General features: G+C 66.9%; 16 protein-coding genes. 6 read left to right on the forward strand and 10 right to left on the reverse strand.

Translation table 11 applies throughout. The features are described 5' to 3' along the window. The 8 genes from ACWPXE_RS13990 to rpsF form a co-directional block, all read right to left on the reverse strand. Complete coding sequence (locus tag ACWPXE_RS13990; protein ID WP_014240372.1) at positions 1-777, reverse strand: MlaE family ABC transporter permease; 777 nt, start codon at positions 775-777, stop codon at positions 1-3. Further along, positions 777-1,913 (reverse strand): alanine racemase, encoded by a 1,137-nt coding sequence (alr, locus tag ACWPXE_RS13995; RefSeq protein ID WP_454018330.1) that lies wholly within the window; start codon positions 1,911-1,913, stop codon positions 777-779. Before alr ends, ACWPXE_RS13990 begins: the two co-directional genes overlap by 1 nt. Then, positions 1,891-3,423, reverse strand: a complete 1,533-nt coding sequence (locus ACWPXE_RS14000) for a replicative DNA helicase (RefSeq protein ID WP_035673601.1) — start codon at positions 3,421-3,423, stop codon at positions 1,891-1,893. The genes alr and ACWPXE_RS14000 overlap by 23 nt, the downstream gene beginning before the upstream one ends. Positions 3,424-3,605: 182 nt before the next feature. Then, a complete protein-coding gene (locus ACWPXE_RS14005) occupies positions 3,606-4,859 on the reverse strand; it encodes a class I SAM-dependent methyltransferase (protein WP_454018331.1) in 1,254 nt (417 codons plus the stop codon). A 246-nt stretch (positions 4,860-5,105) separates the two neighbouring features. Next, positions 5,106-5,672: a 50S ribosomal protein L9 gene (gene rplI / locus ACWPXE_RS14010; RefSeq protein WP_454018332.1), complete on the reverse strand. Its 567-nt coding sequence runs from the start codon at positions 5,670-5,672 to the stop codon at positions 5,106-5,108. Next, complete coding sequence (locus tag ACWPXE_RS14015; RefSeq protein ID WP_454018333.1) at positions 5,672-6,628, reverse strand: DUF2232 domain-containing protein; 957 nt, start codon at positions 6,626-6,628, stop codon at positions 5,672-5,674. Before ACWPXE_RS14015 ends, rplI begins: the two co-directional genes overlap by 1 nt. Positions 6,629-6,661: 33 nt before the next feature. After that, positions 6,662-6,934, reverse strand: a complete 273-nt coding sequence (gene rpsR, locus ACWPXE_RS14020) for a 30S ribosomal protein S18 (RefSeq protein ID WP_014240379.1) — start codon at positions 6,932-6,934, stop codon at positions 6,662-6,664. After that, on the reverse strand, positions 6,935-7,372 hold the full coding sequence (rpsF, locus tag ACWPXE_RS14025) for a 30S ribosomal protein S6 (protein ID WP_014240380.1): 438 nt from the start codon (positions 7,370-7,372) through the stop codon (positions 6,935-6,937). Between the two features lie 393 nt (positions 7,373-7,765). Between rpsF and fabD the strand changes: the two genes are divergently transcribed. The 5 genes from fabD (at position 7,766) to mltG (ending at position 12,255) form a co-directional block, all read left to right on the forward strand. After that, a complete protein-coding gene (gene fabD / locus ACWPXE_RS14030; protein WP_454018334.1) occupies positions 7,766-8,722 on the forward strand; it encodes an ACP S-malonyltransferase in 957 nt (318 codons plus the stop codon). A gap of 8 nt (positions 8,723-8,730) precedes the next feature. Next, positions 8,731-9,468, forward strand: a complete 738-nt coding sequence (gene fabG / locus ACWPXE_RS14035; protein WP_454018335.1) for a 3-oxoacyl-[acyl-carrier-protein] reductase — start codon at positions 8,731-8,733, stop codon at positions 9,466-9,468. Positions 9,469-9,637: 169 nt separating this feature from the next. Beyond that, complete coding sequence (locus ACWPXE_RS14040) at positions 9,638-9,877, forward strand: acyl carrier protein (RefSeq protein WP_014240383.1); 240 nt, start codon at positions 9,638-9,640, stop codon at positions 9,875-9,877. Between the two features lie 87 nt (positions 9,878-9,964). Further along, positions 9,965-11,227, forward strand: coding sequence for a beta-ketoacyl-ACP synthase II (gene fabF, locus ACWPXE_RS14045; RefSeq protein ID WP_454018336.1), 1,263 nt, complete (start codon positions 9,965-9,967; stop codon positions 11,225-11,227). 26 nt (positions 11,228-11,253) lie between these two features. After that, complete coding sequence (gene mltG, locus ACWPXE_RS14050; protein ID WP_454018337.1) at positions 11,254-12,255, forward strand: endolytic transglycosylase MltG; 1,002 nt, start codon at positions 11,254-11,256, stop codon at positions 12,253-12,255. Positions 12,256-12,304: 49 nt separating this feature from the next. On the opposite strand, the gene ACWPXE_RS14055 is transcribed toward mltG, so the two are convergent. Together ACWPXE_RS14055 and ACWPXE_RS14060 are read right to left on the reverse strand one after the other, a co-directional pair. After that, positions 12,305-12,532 carry a hypothetical protein gene (locus tag ACWPXE_RS14055; RefSeq protein ID WP_149165813.1) on the reverse strand — a complete coding sequence of 76 codons (228 nt, stop codon included), beginning with the start codon at positions 12,530-12,532 and terminating at the stop codon, positions 12,305-12,307. 263 nt (positions 12,533-12,795) lie between these two features. Next, positions 12,796-14,772: a lytic transglycosylase domain-containing protein gene (locus tag ACWPXE_RS14060; protein ID WP_454018338.1), complete on the reverse strand. Its 1,977-nt coding sequence runs from the start codon at positions 14,770-14,772 to the stop codon at positions 12,796-12,798. Between the two features lie 78 nt (positions 14,773-14,850). Between ACWPXE_RS14060 and dapA the strand changes: the two genes are divergently transcribed. Further along, entirely contained in the window at positions 14,851-15,726 is an 876-nt protein-coding gene (gene dapA / locus ACWPXE_RS14065; RefSeq protein ID WP_454018339.1) for a 4-hydroxy-tetrahydrodipicolinate synthase, read from the forward strand. The last annotated feature ends 3 nt before the right edge of the window (positions 15,727-15,729 follow it).

Consider the following 15,729-nt stretch of genomic DNA (forward strand, 5'->3'; position numbering starts at 1 on the left):
TCACTTCGTCGAGAAGAAGATGCCGGTGATGAGGTAGTTCCACACCAGGATCAGAATGGATGCCGACACCACCGCGTTGGTCGTCGCCGCACCCACGCCCTGGGCACCGCCGCGGGAGTGATAGCCGTGGTAGCAGCCCATCAGCGACACCATGAAGCCGAACACCGCCGCCTTGACGAGGCCGGAGATCACGTCGACCGGTTCCAGGAACTCCCAGGTCCGGCCGATGTAGGAGGCCGGGTTGAAGTCCAGCCGGTAGACGCCGACCAGGAAGCCGCCGAACACACCGATGATGTCAGCCACCAGCACCAGCAGCGGCAGCATGGCCAGCCCGGCGATCAAGCGCGGCGCCACCAGGTACTTGAAGGGGTTGGTCGACAGGGTCGACAGCGCGTCGATCTGCTCGGTCACGCGCATGGTGCCGATCTCGGCGGCCATCGCGGCGCCGATGCGCCCGGCGACCATCAGGCCGCCCAGCACCGGCCCCAGTTCGCGCGTCACCGACAGGGCGACCACCGTGGCGATGGCGCCCTCCGCCTGGAAGCGGGAAAAACCGGAATAGCTCTGCAGCGCCAGCACCATGCCGGTGAACAGCGCGGTCAGCCCGACCACCGGCAGCGAGTAGTAGCCGATGTCGATCATCTGGCGCAGGATCTGCCGCGGGTAGAACGGCGGACGCACACAGTGCGACAAGGCGGCGCCGGTGAACATGGCGAGCTTTCCGGTGGCTTCCAGAAAGATCAGGAAGGCCCGTCCGGTGGCGGCAAGGAAACCCATCAAGCGACCTCAGGCGGCGGCGGGTCGCGGTAGACCCTGTGGTAACGCGCGCCCAGCGAGGTCAGGATTTCGTAGCCGATGGTTCCGCCTTCGCTCGCCACGGTGTCCACCGGGCGGTTCGGGCCGATCAGCTCCACCAGCCCGCCGGGCGTCACCGCCTCGTCGGGAAGGTGGCTGACATCCACCGTCACCAGATCCATCGAAACACGCCCAACCACCGGAGCGGCCACGCCGTTGACGAAGACATGGCCGCGCCCGCTGAGCGAGCGCAGATATCCGTCGGCATAACCCACTGCGATGGTTGCGATTTTTCCTCTCGCCGCAACGCGGTGCGTGGCACCGTAGCCAACGGTCATAGGGCTGTCAACGTTGCGCACCTGTAGCAGCCGGGCGTCGAGCCGGATCGTGCCCCGCATCGGGTTGGCCGCGGCGGGCGTCGGATTGACGCCGTAGAGCGCGCAGCCGGGCCGCACGAGGTCGAAATGGAAGGCCGTTCCGTGGAAGATCCCGGAGGAATTGGCGAAACTCGCCTCGGCCGCGGGTAGCCGCCCGACCGCCGAACGGAAACGCCCGAGCTGCTGGCTGTTCATCACCGAATCTTCGTCGGCGCAGGCGAGGTGGGTCATCCACACCCGGACGTCCACCCCCTCCAGCCGGGAGAGGTCGCCGACCAGCGTGTCCAGCTCGTCTGGACCGAGCCCGAGTCGATTCATGCCGGTGTCGATGTGGACGACGGCGGGCAGGGCCGTTTCCCGCGCCCTGGCGTGGGCCTGCCACGCGGCGATGTCGCCCAGATGGTTCAGAACCGGCAGGATGCGGTGGGCCGTGAAGTCGGGTGCGGTGCCCGCGGGCAGGCCACCCAGCGACAGGACGCGGGCCTCTGCGGGCGCCACGGCGCGGACGGCCAGCGCCTCCTCGAACTGCGCGACCACGAAGGTCCGGCAGCCGGCGGCGGCGAGCGCCGGAACGACCCGCTCCACCCCCAGCCCATAGGCGTTCGCCTTGACCACGGCGGCGCACTCGGCGGGCGCCACCCGGTCGCGGAGCTGCGTCCAGTTGGCGACCACCGCACCGAGGTCGATGGTCAGAACGGCGCCGGCGCGTGCCAGCGGATCACTCAGTGGGGCCGAAGTCATGGGTCGTGTCGAGGTCGCCGAATCTGGTGAATTGGCCATCGAAGAACATGCGGACGCTGCCGATCGGGCCATGGCGCTGCTTGGCGATGATCGCCTCCGCGGTGTTGTGCACCTCGGCGTAGCGCTTCTGCCAGTTGGCGTAGCGGTCGTTGTACTTGTCCTCCGTCTCCTCCGGCCGGCGGGCCGGCTCGGCGCGCTCAAGATAGTACTGTTCGCGGTAAACGAACATCACCACGTCGGCGTCCTGCTCAATGGAGCCCGATTCGCGCAGGTCGGCGAGCTGCGGCCGTTTGTCCTCACGCATTTCCACCGCGCGGCTGAGCTGGGACAGCGCCAGCACCGGCACCTCCAGCTCCTTGGCGATGGCCTTCAGGCCGCGGGTGATCTCCGAGATTTCCTGCACGCGGTTCTCGTTGCCCTTGGTCGAGCCGCCGCGCAGCAGCTGGAGATAGTCCACCACGACCATGCCCAGCCCGTGCGTGCGCTTCAGCCGGCGGCAGCGGGTGCGCACCGCGGCGATGGTCAGGGCTGGCGTGTCGTCCACGAAGAAGGGAACACGGCTGAGCTCCTGGCTGGCCGCCACGAACTTGGGGAAGTCGCTGTCCTTGATCTCGCCGCGGCGGATCTTGTCGCCCGAAACCTCGGCCTCGCCGGCAAGGATACGGGTGGCGAGCTGCTCCGCCGACATTTCCAGCGAGAAGAAGCCGACCGGCGCGCCTTCGCCGCCGTTGGTGCGCATGTGCGCCTTGGCGGCGTTGAAGGCGATGTTGGTGGCCAGCGCCGTCTTGCCCATGGAGGGGCGCCCGGCGAGGATGATGAGGTCCGACGGGTGCAGGCCACCCAGCTTGCGGTCCATGTCGCGCAGGCCGGTGGTCACGCCGGTGACGTGGCTGGACCGCCGGAAGGCCGTCTCCGCCGTGGCGATGGCCGCCTTCAGCGACTCGGAGAAGGCGACGAAGCCGCCGCGCACGTCGCCGGTCGAGGCAAGGTCGAAGAGCTGCTTCTCCGCCGTCTCGATCTGGTCCATGGCGTCGATGTCGAGGTCGTGCTGATACGCCTCGTTCACCATGTCCGTGCCGACCTCGATCAGCTGCCGGCGCAGGAAGAGGTCGTGGATCGTCTTGCCGTAATCGCCCGCGTTGACCACCGTCACGACGTTGGCGGCGAGCTGCGCCAGATAGCCGGCGCCACCATCCGGTGCCAATTCGACGTCGTTGTCGAAATAGGCCTTCAGCGTCACCGGATTGGCAATCTGGCCGCGCTCCACCATCTTGGCGATGGCCGAAAAGATTCGCTGGTGCGCCGGGTCGTAGAAATGCTCGGCGCGCAGGAACTCGCCGACCTTCTCATACGCCTTGTTGTTCACCAGGATGGCGCCGAGCAGCGCCTGTTCCGCCTCCTCGTTGTGCGGCGGCGTGCGGTATTCCGCCGTCGGCTTCACGGCAGCGGCGCGGGACAGCCCGCCGTCGAGGGGGCGCGGCTCGAAAAGCTGGGTGGTCTTGTCATCCATGGCAGCACTTTAGCAAAGGGCGGGGCGCAAAGCTGTGCGATCGGGTTAAGGATACCCACATTCCTGTGAGTAACTTTTGCCCACAGCCGGTGAAAGCTGGGGGTAAGGGGAAATTCAAACGTTCTATCAAGAGCTTGGGCCAGAGCAAAACCTGTGGGCCGATGTGGCGCGGACACCTCTGGTCAAGCGTTGCTGGCACCGACGTTCCGGCCGGTGCGCAGGGGCCGGGGCACGGCGTCGGCCAAGGCCGTTTCGGCGCGCTGCATATAATCGCGGACGAGCGGAACGGCGCCCAGCGAGCGGGCGAGCTGCATCTGGAAAACCATGTGCCCCTGGTAGCGGAAGCTGATCTCGGCCCCCGCCAGATAGAACTCCCACATCCGGCAGAAGCGTTCGTCGTACATCGCGCGGGCGTCCTCCCGCCGGGCCGCGAACCGCTCCCGCCAGTGGCGCAGCGTCTCGGCGTAGTGAAGGCGCAAAATCTCGACGTCGGTGTTCCACAGCCCGGCCTTTTCCACCGCCGGGATCACCTCCGACAGGGCGGGCGAGTAGCCGCCGGGAAAGATGTATTTGCGGAACCACGGGTTGGTTGAGCCCGGCCCATCCGACCGGCCGATGGCATGAAGCAACGCCACCCCGTCCTCGGCCAGCAGGTCGCGCAGCTTGGCGAAGAAGGCCGGATAATGGGGCACCCCGACATGCTCGAACATGCCGACCGAGACGATGCGGTCGAAACGTCCTTCCATTTGCCGGTAGTCCCGCAGCTCGAAGCGGACCTGACCGGCCAGCCCGGCATGGGCCGCCCGCTCCCGCGCCACGGCGAGCTGTTCGCGGGACAGGGTGATTCCGGTGACCTGGGCGCCGGTCATGCGGGCGAGGTAGAGCGCCATGCCGCCCCAGCCGCAGCCGATGTCCAGGACCCGCATGCCCGGCTGAAGCAGCAGCTTCGCCGCGATGTGCCGTTTCTTGGCCTCCTGCGCCTCTTCCAGCCCGGTGCCGGGTGTGGGGAAGTAGGCGCAGGAATATTGCAGGTCGCGGTCGAGGAACAGATCGAAGAAGGACCGCGACAGGTCATAATGATGGGCCACGTTGCGCCGCGACCGCCCTAGGGGATTGCTCTGCTGGATGAGCCGTAGCGCGGGGAAGAGGGTTTCCCGCAGATTGCCCAGAACGCCCTGGACATTGTCCGTCCCGGCGCTCAGGAGCGCCAGGAAATCATAGACGGAGCCGCCTTCGATTGTCAGGCGGCCGTCCATGTAGGCTTCCCCGAATCGCAACCGCGGGTTCACCACGAGGTCGCGGTGCAGCGCCTTGTCGTGCAGACGCAGCGTGAGGGACGGCGTGCCGACCCCCACCCGGTGCCTCCGCCCGTTGGCGCTGACGATGTCCAGAGCGCCGGCGGTCAGGGCCGGGCTGAGCAGGCGGGCTAGCAGCATCGCGCATCTCCGCATCCGTCGCACACGACTCGGTCCGGTACCTTCGCCGCGAGCGAATCACCGGAAACGAGAGTCGGAGTTCGGAGCGGGGGGAGGCAACCCGCCGGACGGGGCAGGGGCGGGGCGTCCGGCGCATCCGGATGGAGGAGGCCGGATAATCCGGGGCGCCAAAAGCGGAAAAGCCGCCTCGCCCCTTTCGGGGCGGGCGGCTTCCGGACGAGCGGAACGGTCTCGTTGAGCGGGCGGTCAGCCCTCCTCGGAAACCTCGGTCTCGGCGGCCTCGGGGGCCTCCTCGATCTCGTCCTCGTCGTCGCGCAGGTCGGCCGCGGTGACCATGCCGCCGCGGGAGCGCTGCAGTTCAGCCTCTTCCTGCGAGCGGGCGACGTTCACCGTGACGGAGATGCTCACCTCGGGGTGCAGGACGACGCGCAGCTTGAACAGGCCCAGAGTCTTGATCGGGGTCTCGATCGACACCTGCTTGCGGTCGACCTTGTAGCCGGCGGCGTCAAGGGCGTCCGCAACGTCGCGCGGCGTCACCGAACCGTACAGCACGCCGGTTTCGCCGGCCTGACGGATCACGACGACCGATACGTCGTTCATCTTGGTGGCCACCTGCTCGGCGTCCTTGCGGCGCTCCAGGTTGACGGCCTCCAGGTGGGCCTTCTGCTTCTCGAAGAACGCCATGTTCGCCTTGGTGGCGCGCATGGCCTTCTTCTGCGGCAGCAGATAGTTGCGGGCGAAGCCGGGACGCACCTTCACGACCTGGCCCATCTGGCCGAGCTTCTCGACCCGCTCCAGCAGAATAACTTCCATCACTCGTCCTCCTGATCGGGGCCGGCGGGCCGGAGACGGCGACGCAGCCCAATCCATTGCTCGATCATGCCAAGACCGACCATCAGCACGATCGGCCAACCGAAAAGAAACAGGAACATGTAGAACCCGACGAGGATCGGCAGCTTGGCCGATCGGCTTCGGGCGAACACATGCACCACCGAAAGCCCGGCAAAGGCGAATGGCAAGGCCAGGATCAGCGCGGCGTTGACCGCAAGGAACCCGACCGGGTCCGACGCCAGCGAGGCCGCCACCATGGCCAGCAGGAACGCGGTGGCGAGCCACCGTGGCAGTTCCAGGTCGTCCAGCCGCATGGCGGGGCGCCGGTTGCGGCCGAACCGCATCAGGACGCCCTGCGCCAGGGCTCCGTTGACGATCGTCATGACGAGCCATGAGATCACCGCGAAGCCCGGCAACACCTCGGCCATCCAGATGTCCTGCGGGTCCGGGGCCTGCTGGCCCTGCGCGGAGAACATCTGGTCCGCCATGCGGCTCAGCGTTTCCCGCACTGCGCCCTCCAGCCCGCCGGGCTGATCGAGCGTCAGAACCGCAGCGCCCAGAAGGCCCGCCAGTCCCATCCCGGTCAGCGCCATCAGGAGCCGGCCCGGAGGATACCATTCAAGACTCCCGTCGGGAGCCGCCCGCGCCAGCAGCGCCTGCCGCACCACCAGGATGACCGGGACAGCCGCGGTCACCAGATAGGCGAGAGACACCAGGACGCTGGACGACACCGCCAGGACCGCCACCGTTCCCACCGCACCGGCGAGAAGGGAGGCGGTGGAGCCGAGCCACAGTCCCGCGAGGAACAGCGGCAGCGGCGCCAGATAGCCCAGGATCAGCGCCCCGAACCCGCCGAACAGGACGGCGAGATAGAAGAAAGCGCTGACCACGCCGACACCGATGGCAGCCGCCAGAGGGGCGGCCAGGGGCGAGGCCATGGGATTGCCTTTGCCTGTTGTCCGCTTCGGTCCTTACTTCACCACGTAGGGAAGCAGGGCCAGGAAACGGGCGCGCTTGATGGCGCGGGCGAGTTCGCGCTGCTTCTTCGCGGAAACCGCGGTGATGCGGCTCGGCACGATCTTGCCACGCTCGGAGATGAAGCGGGACAGGAGCTTGACGTCCTTGTAGTCGATCGCCGGGGCGTTCGCGCCCGAGAACGGGCAGGTCTTGCGGCGGCGGAAGAACGGACGGCGGGGACCGCCACCGGTGCGGGCCGGAGCGCCCGAGGTCTGCTTGTCGGACATTTAGGCGTTCTCCCCTTCGGCAACGGTGGGCTCCTGGCGACGCGGCGGGCGCGGGCCACGATCCTCGAAGCGGCGCGGGCCGCGGTCGCCGCGATCGCCGCGGTCACCACGCTCGCCGCGGCTCTGCATCATCACCGACGGGTTGGCGTCCAGCGCATCGACGCGGACGGTCATGAAGCGCAGCACGTCCTCGTTGATGCCCATGTTGCGCTCCATCTCGAGGACGGCGGCGGCGGGGGCATCAAGGTTGAACAGGGTGTAGTGACCCTTGCGGTTCTTCTTGATCTTGTAGGTGAGCGTCTTCAGACCCCAGTATTCGGTCTTGGCGACCTGGCCGCCATTGTCGCGAATGATCTGGGCGAACTGCTCGCCGAGCTGCTCGGCCTGGGCGGCCGAGATGTCCTGGCGCGCGATCAGCACGCACTCGTAAAGAGCCATTATACTCCCCATGGCTGTTCATGGTCCGGCGCTGCACCCCATCCCCTATGGACAGGATCAGCCGCCCGGGCCTAGCCGACGGCACGCGGGCCACCGGCAAGGAGTTATGAAGCGGCGCAGTATGCATAAAAGCACTATCCCGACAAGCGGAAACACGAGCCAGCCGACGATTCCGGCGCTCCTGCCTTTGATGTGCCTTGGAATGACCCTTTTCTCCGTTCGCCTTTGCATCGCAGCAATGAAAAAACGCCGAAAAAGCAACAGAAAGGCACCAATTCGACCTCGCCAACGTTGAGCATCGCTTGACTTGCCCGAAAGGCCGGGTATGACTGTCGCCGAATTCAACGGCAGCGCCGCGGGTGGCGCGCCTTTTTACTAGGGTTCCCAGACAGCATGACCAGGGCGTTCGTCTTTCCGGGCCAGGGCAGCCAAGCCGTCGGCATGGGCCGTGAGCTGGCCGAGGCGTTCGAGGTCGCGCGGCTCACCTTTGAAGAGGTGGACGACGCGCTGAACCAGCGCCTGTCCCGCCTGATGTTCGAAGGCCCCGAGGCCGACCTGACGCTCACCGAGAACGCCCAGCCGGCCCTGATGGCCGTCAGCGTCGCCGTTCTGCGGGTGCTGAAGGACCAGGGCGGGCTCGACCTGACCAAGCACGCGGCATTCGTTGCCGGCCATTCGCTCGGCGAGTATTCGGCCCTGTGCGCCGCCGGCGCCTTCACGCTGGCCGACACCGCGCGCCTGCTGAAGCTGCGCGGCCAGGCCATGCAGAAGGCCGTGCCGGTCGGGCAGGGCGCTATGGCCGCCCTGCTGGGCGCCGAGCTGGAGCAGGCCCAGGCCATCGCCGCTGACGCCGCCAAGACCCCCACGGGGCAGAACGAAGTCTGCACCGTCGCCAACGACAACTCGTCGGGTCAGGTGGTGATCTCCGGTCATGCCGAGGCCATTGAGCGCGCCATCGTGATCGCGGCGGAGCGCGGACTGAAGCGCACCGTGCGCCTGCCGGTCAGCGCGCCCTTCCATTGCCCGCTGATGCAGCCCGCCGCCGACGCCATGGCCGAGGCCCTGGCCAACGTGACGATCGCCGCGCCGGCGGTTCCGGTGGTCGCCAACGTGACCGCGTCGGCCGTGTCGGACCCCAACGAGATCCGCCGCCTTCTGGTCGAGCAGGTGACCGGCATGGTTCGCTGGCGCGAGAGCGTGCTCTATATGAAGGAGCAGGGCGTCGACACGCTGGTTGAACTCGGCTCCGGCAAGGTGCTGTCGGGTCTCGCCAAGCGCATCGACAAGGAATTGGCCGGAACCTCCGTTCAGGGCCCGGTCGACGTCGAATCGTTCCTGAAGACCCTGTGAGGCATTCCATGTTCGACCTGACCGGAAAGAAGGCCCTGGTCACCGGCGCCTCGGGTGGCATCGGGGCGCAGATCGCCCGCGCGCTGCACGCGCAGGGCGCCACCGTCGCCCTGTCCGGCACCCGCGTCGCCCCGCTGGAGGCGCTCGCCTCCGAGTTGGGCGAGCGCGCCCTGGTGGTGCCCGGCAACCTCGCCGACGCCGCCGGGACCGAGCAGCTCGCCAAGGACGCGGAGGCCGCCCTCGGCCAAATCGACATCCTGGTGAACAACGCCGGCCTGACGCGCGACCAGCTGGCCATGCGCATGAAGGACGACGACTGGCAGTCGGTGCTGGACGTCAACCTGACCGCCGCCTTCCGCCTGTCGCGCGCCGTGCTGCGCGGCATGATGAAGCGCCGCTGGGGCCGCATCATCGGCATCACCTCGATCGTCGGCGTCACCGGAAACCCCGGCCAAGCCAACTACGCCGCCTCCAAGGCCGGCATGATCGGCATGTCGAAGTCGCTGGCCGCGGAGGTCGCGTCGCGCGGCATCACCGTGAACTGCGTCGCGCCGGGTTTCATCACCACGGCGATGACCGACGCCCTGAATTCCGAGCAGAAGGACAAGCTGCTCACCGCCATTCCTTCCGGCCGCATGGGCGAGCCGGGGGAAATCGCCGCCGGAGTCGTGTACCTGGCGAGCGATGAGGCCGCCTATGTCACCGGCCAGACGCTGCACATCAACGGCGGCATGGCCATGATCTGAGGCGGATTCGCTGCCTGAACCACAGGTTCGGACCGGCGCCCGCGGGCGCTGGTCAAGGCTGTAAAAATGTGTTATCGGACGGGGCTTTTTGTGGCAGGAAGGCACGCAGCCGCGTGTTGAGCCGGCCGAATTCGCCCGAGCGGTCTCAAGGATTGGAAGGTCTAAAAAAATGAGCGATGTCGCCGAGCGCGTTAAGAAGATCGTTGTGGACCACCTCGGGGTCGAGGAGTCGAAGGTGACGGAGAACGCCTCCTTCATCGACGATCTCGGCGCCGACAGCCTCGACACGGTCGAGCTGGTTATGGCTTTCGAGGAAGAGTTCGGCTGCGAGATTCCGGACGACGCCGCCGAGAAGATTCTGACGGTGAAGGACGCCATCGACTTCATCAAGGCGAACGCCGCCGCCTGATCAGGCGCTGGCGCGAGAGGGCCAGGCAGCTTTTCAAAGTGGCCTGGCCGTCGCTGAGTTTTCCGAGGAAAGGTCAAGGAATACCCCATGAGACGTGTCGTCGTTACCGGCCTTGGTCTGGTCACGCCGCTCGGTGTCGGCCACAAGCTCAACTGGGAGCGTTTGACCGCCAGCCAATCGGGCATCCGCGCCATCACGGGTTTCGACGCCTCTGATCTGGCCTCGAAAGTTGCCGGGGAGGTCCCGCGCGGGGATGGTGAGGGGTTGTTCAACCCCGATGCCTTCGTTCCGCCGAAGGACCAGCGGAAGATGGACGATTTCATCATCTTCGCCATCGCCGCCGCCCACGAAGCGATCAAGGATTCCGGCTGGGTTCCCCAGACCGAGGAAGAGCGCGAACTCACCGGCGTCATGGTGGGCTCGGGCATCGGTGGTCTGCCGGGCATTGCCGAGGGTGCCGTCACCCTGGCCGAGAAGGGCCCGCGCCGCATCTCCCCCTTCTTCATTCCGGCCTGCCTCATCAATCTGGCGTCCGGTCACATCTCCATCCAGCACGGCTTCAAGGGTCCGAACCACGCGGTGGTCACGGCCTGCTCGACCGGCGCGCACGCCATCGGCGACGCTTCGCGCCTGATCATGCTGGGTGATGCGGACGTGATGGTCGCCGGCGGCACGGAAGCAGCGGTCAGCCGCCTGGGCGTCGGCGGTTTTGCCGCCATGCGCGCCCTGTCCACGAATTTCAACGACACGCCGGAAAAGGCGTCGCGTCCTTACGACAAGGACCGTGACGGCTTCGTGATCGGCGAGGGCGCCGGTGTGGTTGTCCTCGAGGAGTTGGAGCACGCCAAGAAGCGCGGCGCTCACATCTACGCCGAAGTGGTCGGCTATGGCATGTCCGGCGACGCCTACCACATCTCCGCCCCGGCGGAGGACGGCAACGGCGGCTTCCGCGCCATGCGCAACGCGCTGAAGCGGGCCGGGATGGAGCCGTCGGAAATCGATTACGTGAACGCGCACGGCACCTCGACGCCGCTGGGCGACGAGATCGAGCTGGGCGCGGTGAAGCGTCTGTTCGGCGCTGCGATGGACAACGTCGCCATGTCCTCCACCAAGTCGGCCATCGGCCACCTGCTGGGGGCCGCCGGCGCGGTCGAGGCGATCTACTCGATCAAGGCGATCAACCACAGCTTGGTTCCGCCGACGCTGAACCTTGAGAACCCCTCGGAGAGCTGCCTCGGCGTCAACCTCGTTCCGAAGGTTGCGCAGGAGCGCCGCGTGCGGGCCGCGCTGTCGAACTCCTTCGGCTTCGGCGGCACCAACGCCTCCCTGGTCTTCAAGGAATTCGCCTGAGCGGCGAAGCATCGCGGAGACCGCCGATGGGTTGGGGCCTCCGAATCGCGGCGGGGGCGTTGACCGTCCTCACCGCGGGCAGCGGGTTGGTGTTCTGGGGTGCCCTCCGTGTGATGGCCCCCGGACCCCTTGAGCACGCCGAGACGGTCGTCATTCCGCGTGGGAGCGGGCTGGAAGCCATTGCGCTGACTCTCGAAGACGCGGGGGTCGTCGAGTCTCCGATTCTCTTTCTGCTCGCTGCCAAGCTCCAGGGGCCGCTGAAGGCCGGCGAGTACGCGTTCCCGGCGGGCATCAGCATCGATGGCGTGCTGGAGATGCTGCGCCAGGGCAAGACCGTGGTCCGCCGCTTTACGGTGCCGGAAGGGCTGACCTCCGCCCAGGTGGTGGCTCTGCTCGATGCCGAGCCGACGCTGACCGGCGAGTTGAAGACGGTTCCGAAGAACGGGACCGTACTGCCTGAAACCTATCACTATTCCTACGGCGATTCGCGTTCGGCCCTGGTCGAGCGGATGCAGCACGCGATGACCCAGGCCCTGAACGACGCCTGGAAGAACCGTGGTCCGGACCTGCCTTACGAGACTCCGCAGCAGGCGCTGACCATGGCGTCCATCGTGGAGAAGGAAACCGGTGTCGCGGCTGAACGCGCCAAGGTCGCAGGAGTCTTCGTCAACCGCTTGGAGACCGGCATGAAGCTCCAGTCGGATCCGACGGTGATCTACGCGCTGACCGATGGCAGCGGGGAGTTGGGGCGGGCCTTGACCCGTAATGACTGGAAATTCGAGTCGCCCTACAACACCTACGTCGCGGCAGGGCTCCCGCCAGGGCCGATCGCCAACCCGGGGCGGGCCTCCATCCAGGCGGCTTTGCACCCGGAAAAACACGACTTCCTGTATTTCGTCGCCGATGGCACCGGCGGGCATGTCTTTGCGAAGACTTTGCCGGATCACAATCGCAACGTCGCCAAATGGCGCGAGGTGCAGCGCCGGCAGTCGGGCGGTGCGGGCAACGGGGACACGCCGCAGGATTAGCGGTCCCCTGTTCCCGAACGGGAGGCCGACCCGAACGCAACACCCTTGATCAGGCGGCGTTCGACGCCACCACTTCAAGGGCGACGACACCGCCCAGGGCGCCGTAGCTCTTGCGGGCGGCGCGCATCTTCTCCAGCGATTCCATGAGGCTTTCCTCGGCGAAACCAGGGGCGAGCTGCGCCAGTTCCTGTTCCGTCAAGGTGATGAAGGCGTCTAAAAGGCGCGCGTGGATGCGGCACGCCTGGCGGACTTCATCGGCGACCATCGGTGCTGGCATGGTAGGCTCCCAATCACGGAATAAAGAGAAACACGGTCCGTCCGTGCGTGGGAATTCTGTCGGGTTGTGGTTAATAGAGCATTAAATGCAATTCATCTTCCGGATAGGAAGAAGAGTTACCACTTCAGACGAAAATGACGAAATTTGGACGATTTCGATTTTGGTATGTGGCAGAGATAAGCCGACTTTTGTGACTTTCGAATATTCGGCTTTGATCAATGTGGCTGTCTCTCGTCCGGCGTGGGCGAGAGACAGCCGGGAGATCAGCGGCGGATTTCCTTGTCCAGGTTCAGCTCGGCCTTGGCGCCCTGGATGCGCGCCCGGTAGACCAGCATGGCCTCCATGACCCGCTGGACGTAGTTGCGGGTTTCGTAGATCGGGATCAATTCCAGCCAGTCCACGGCGTCGATGGCTTCGCCGCGCGGGTCTCCGTAGGTGTCGATCCATTGGCGCACGCGGGTCGGGCCGGCGTTGTAGGCGGCGATGGCCATGATGTAGGAGCCGTTGAAGCGATCGATCATGTCCGCCAGATAGGTCGAGCCGAGCCGCACATTGTAGTCCGGGTCGCTGATCAGCTTGGCGTTGTCGTGCTTGACGCCGAGCTTGCTGGCGACCAGCTGAGCCGTTCCGGGCATGAGCTGCATCAGGCCGCGCGCCCCGGCCGACGACACCACGCGGGTGTTGAAGGTGCTCTCCTGCCGGATGATGGCGTGCACCAGGGCGATTTCCGGAGCTGACGGGCGGCTCTCGATCATCGGGTAGCCGGCTTCCACCAGAAACACGTCGTTCTGCGCGGCGTCCTTCGCGGCGGCGACGGCCAGGTCGCGGCGCCCGACCTCGCGGGCCAGCTTGGCGGCCAGCACATAATCCGCCGGCTCCTTGGCGTCGAGGCTGATGCGGCGCAGGAAGGCGGTCACCCGCTCGTCGGTGTTGCCCTCGATCTCGGCCAGCAGCTTGGTCACGCGCACCACCTCCCGCCGTTCGAAGGCGGTGGCGTCGGCGTTGGACACGCGCGGTTCGGCGGGCAAGGCGATGCGCCCGTTCCCGGCGTGGCGGGCGGCGAGCTGCCCGTAGAAGGTCGTCCCGTACTGGGCGGCCTTCGAGTACCAGTCCTTGGCCTGCGCCGTCTGGCCCAGCGCTTCCGCCGCACGCCCGCACCAGTAGGCACCGCGCGCCTTGCTGATTGGTGCGCCGACGGAGCGGTAGAGCTTGTGGAAGTGGTTGAAGGCGCTCGACGGATCGTCGAGGAAGCGCAGCGCCAGGAAGCCGGCGAGGAATTCCGCCTCCGCCGCGCCGCTGCCCTCGGTCTGTCCATGAGCCGTCACCAGACGGTAGGCGAGGTTGTGGTCGCCGTTCACCATGGCGCGGCGGGCCAGGATGTGGCGCTCCGTCCACCAAGCCTGCGGACGGCCCATGTCTTTGGGCGCCTGGACGATGATCTCCAGCGCTCCGGCGTCGTCGCCCTTGCGGCGGCGGTAGCGGGCACGGTCGAACAGCAAGCCGGGGTCATTGCGCAGCGAGGCGGGCACGCGGGCCAGCGCCGCGTCGGCGTTCTTGGCGTCGCCGTCCAGCGCGATCCGCGCCTCGATCAGCAGGTCGTAGGCTTCGTCGAAGAAGGGCAGCATGCGGCGCACCGCGGCTTCCTGGCGCTCCCACAGCAGCCGGTCGATGCGCGCCTTGTGCTCCTGCGGACGCAGATGAGAGCGGTAGCGGGCCAGGAACTGCTCCTCGTCCGCGGACGTGAAGTTCGCCTCCACCCAGCGGTCGCGCACCATCCGCACCGCCCGCTCGGCGTTGCCGGTCGCCAGCAGCGTGTCGGCGTGGCGCATGAAGCCTTCGTTGGACAGGGGCGGGTACTGCTTGAACCAAGCCAGCACCCGGTCCTCGTCCAGATCGATGGGCATCGCCTTTTCCGCCTGACGGCGAAGCTGCGCCTGGTTGGGCCAGTCGCCGTTCTCGCGGATGAAGGCGGCGATCTCGTCGAAGCTGCCGCCGCCGGGAGTCGCCAAGGCCATCCAGCGGATCACTTTGGCCGGCAACTTGTTGGAGGCTTGGGCGGCGATGCGCAGCGCCTCGTCGTGGCGGTCGTTGTCGGCCGCCTTGAAGGCCTGCCGGTAGACGGCGAGGTCCTGCGCCGTCAGGCTGGCCGCCCCGGCGGGCTGGGCCAGCACGATCAGCCCCAGCAGGGCGGCGGCAATGGCGGAACGGGTGGCGGAACGGGTGGCATGTCGGATGATCATCCGGGCGCTCTTGCTCGGGGGAACGGGTGCGGCTAAGGTGCGCGACACTTTTCTTGAAGTCCGTCGGAGGTGGCAGGCATGTTGTACGGTTCCATCGTCGCTCTTTTGACCCCGTTTAAAAACGGGAAAGTGGACGAGGCCGCCTTCCAGTCCTTCGTCGAGTGGCAGGTTGCGCAGGGCACCCACGGTCTCGTGCCGTGCGGCACCACGGGCGAGTCGCCCACCCTCTCCCACGAGGAGCACAACCGGGTCGTCGAGCTGTGCATCGAGGCCGCGGGCGGGAAGGTTCCGGTCGTCGCCGGCACCGGGTCGAACTCCACCGAGGAGGCGATCTCGCTGACCCAGCATGCGAAGAAGGCCGGCGCCACCGCGGCGCTGGTGGTCACGCCCTATTACAACAAGCCGACGCAAGAAGGTCTGTACCAGCATTTCAAAGCGATCCATGACGCGGCGGATTTGCCGATCGTTATCTACAACATTCCCGGCCGCAGTGTCGTGGATATGTCGGTGGCAACCATGGCCCGCCTCGCCAAGCTGCCGAACATCATCGGCGTGAAGGACGCCACGGCGGATCTGGCCCGCCCGGTCCGCCTGCTGCAGGAGGTCGGTCCCGACTTCATCCAGCTCTCGGGCGAGGACGCGACGGCACTGGCCTTCAACGCGCAGGGCGGCGTCGGCTGCATCTCGGTGACGGCCAACATCGCGCCGGCCCAGTGCGCCGCGATGCAGGACGCATGGCGGAAGGGCGATCTCGCCACCGCCTACAAGTACCGCGACCTGCTGACCCCGCTGCACGATTCCATGTTCGTGGAGACGAGTCCGGCCCCGGTGAAGTACGCCGCCAGCCTGCTCGGCAAGTCCTCGGACGAGGTTCGCTTGCCGATGGTTGCCGCGTCGGAAAGCACGCGGACCACCGTCCGCGACGCGATGAAGAAGGCCGGGCTGCTGTCCTAAGGG

This window comes from Azospirillum sp. Marseille-Q6669 (genome assembly GCF_965111635.1).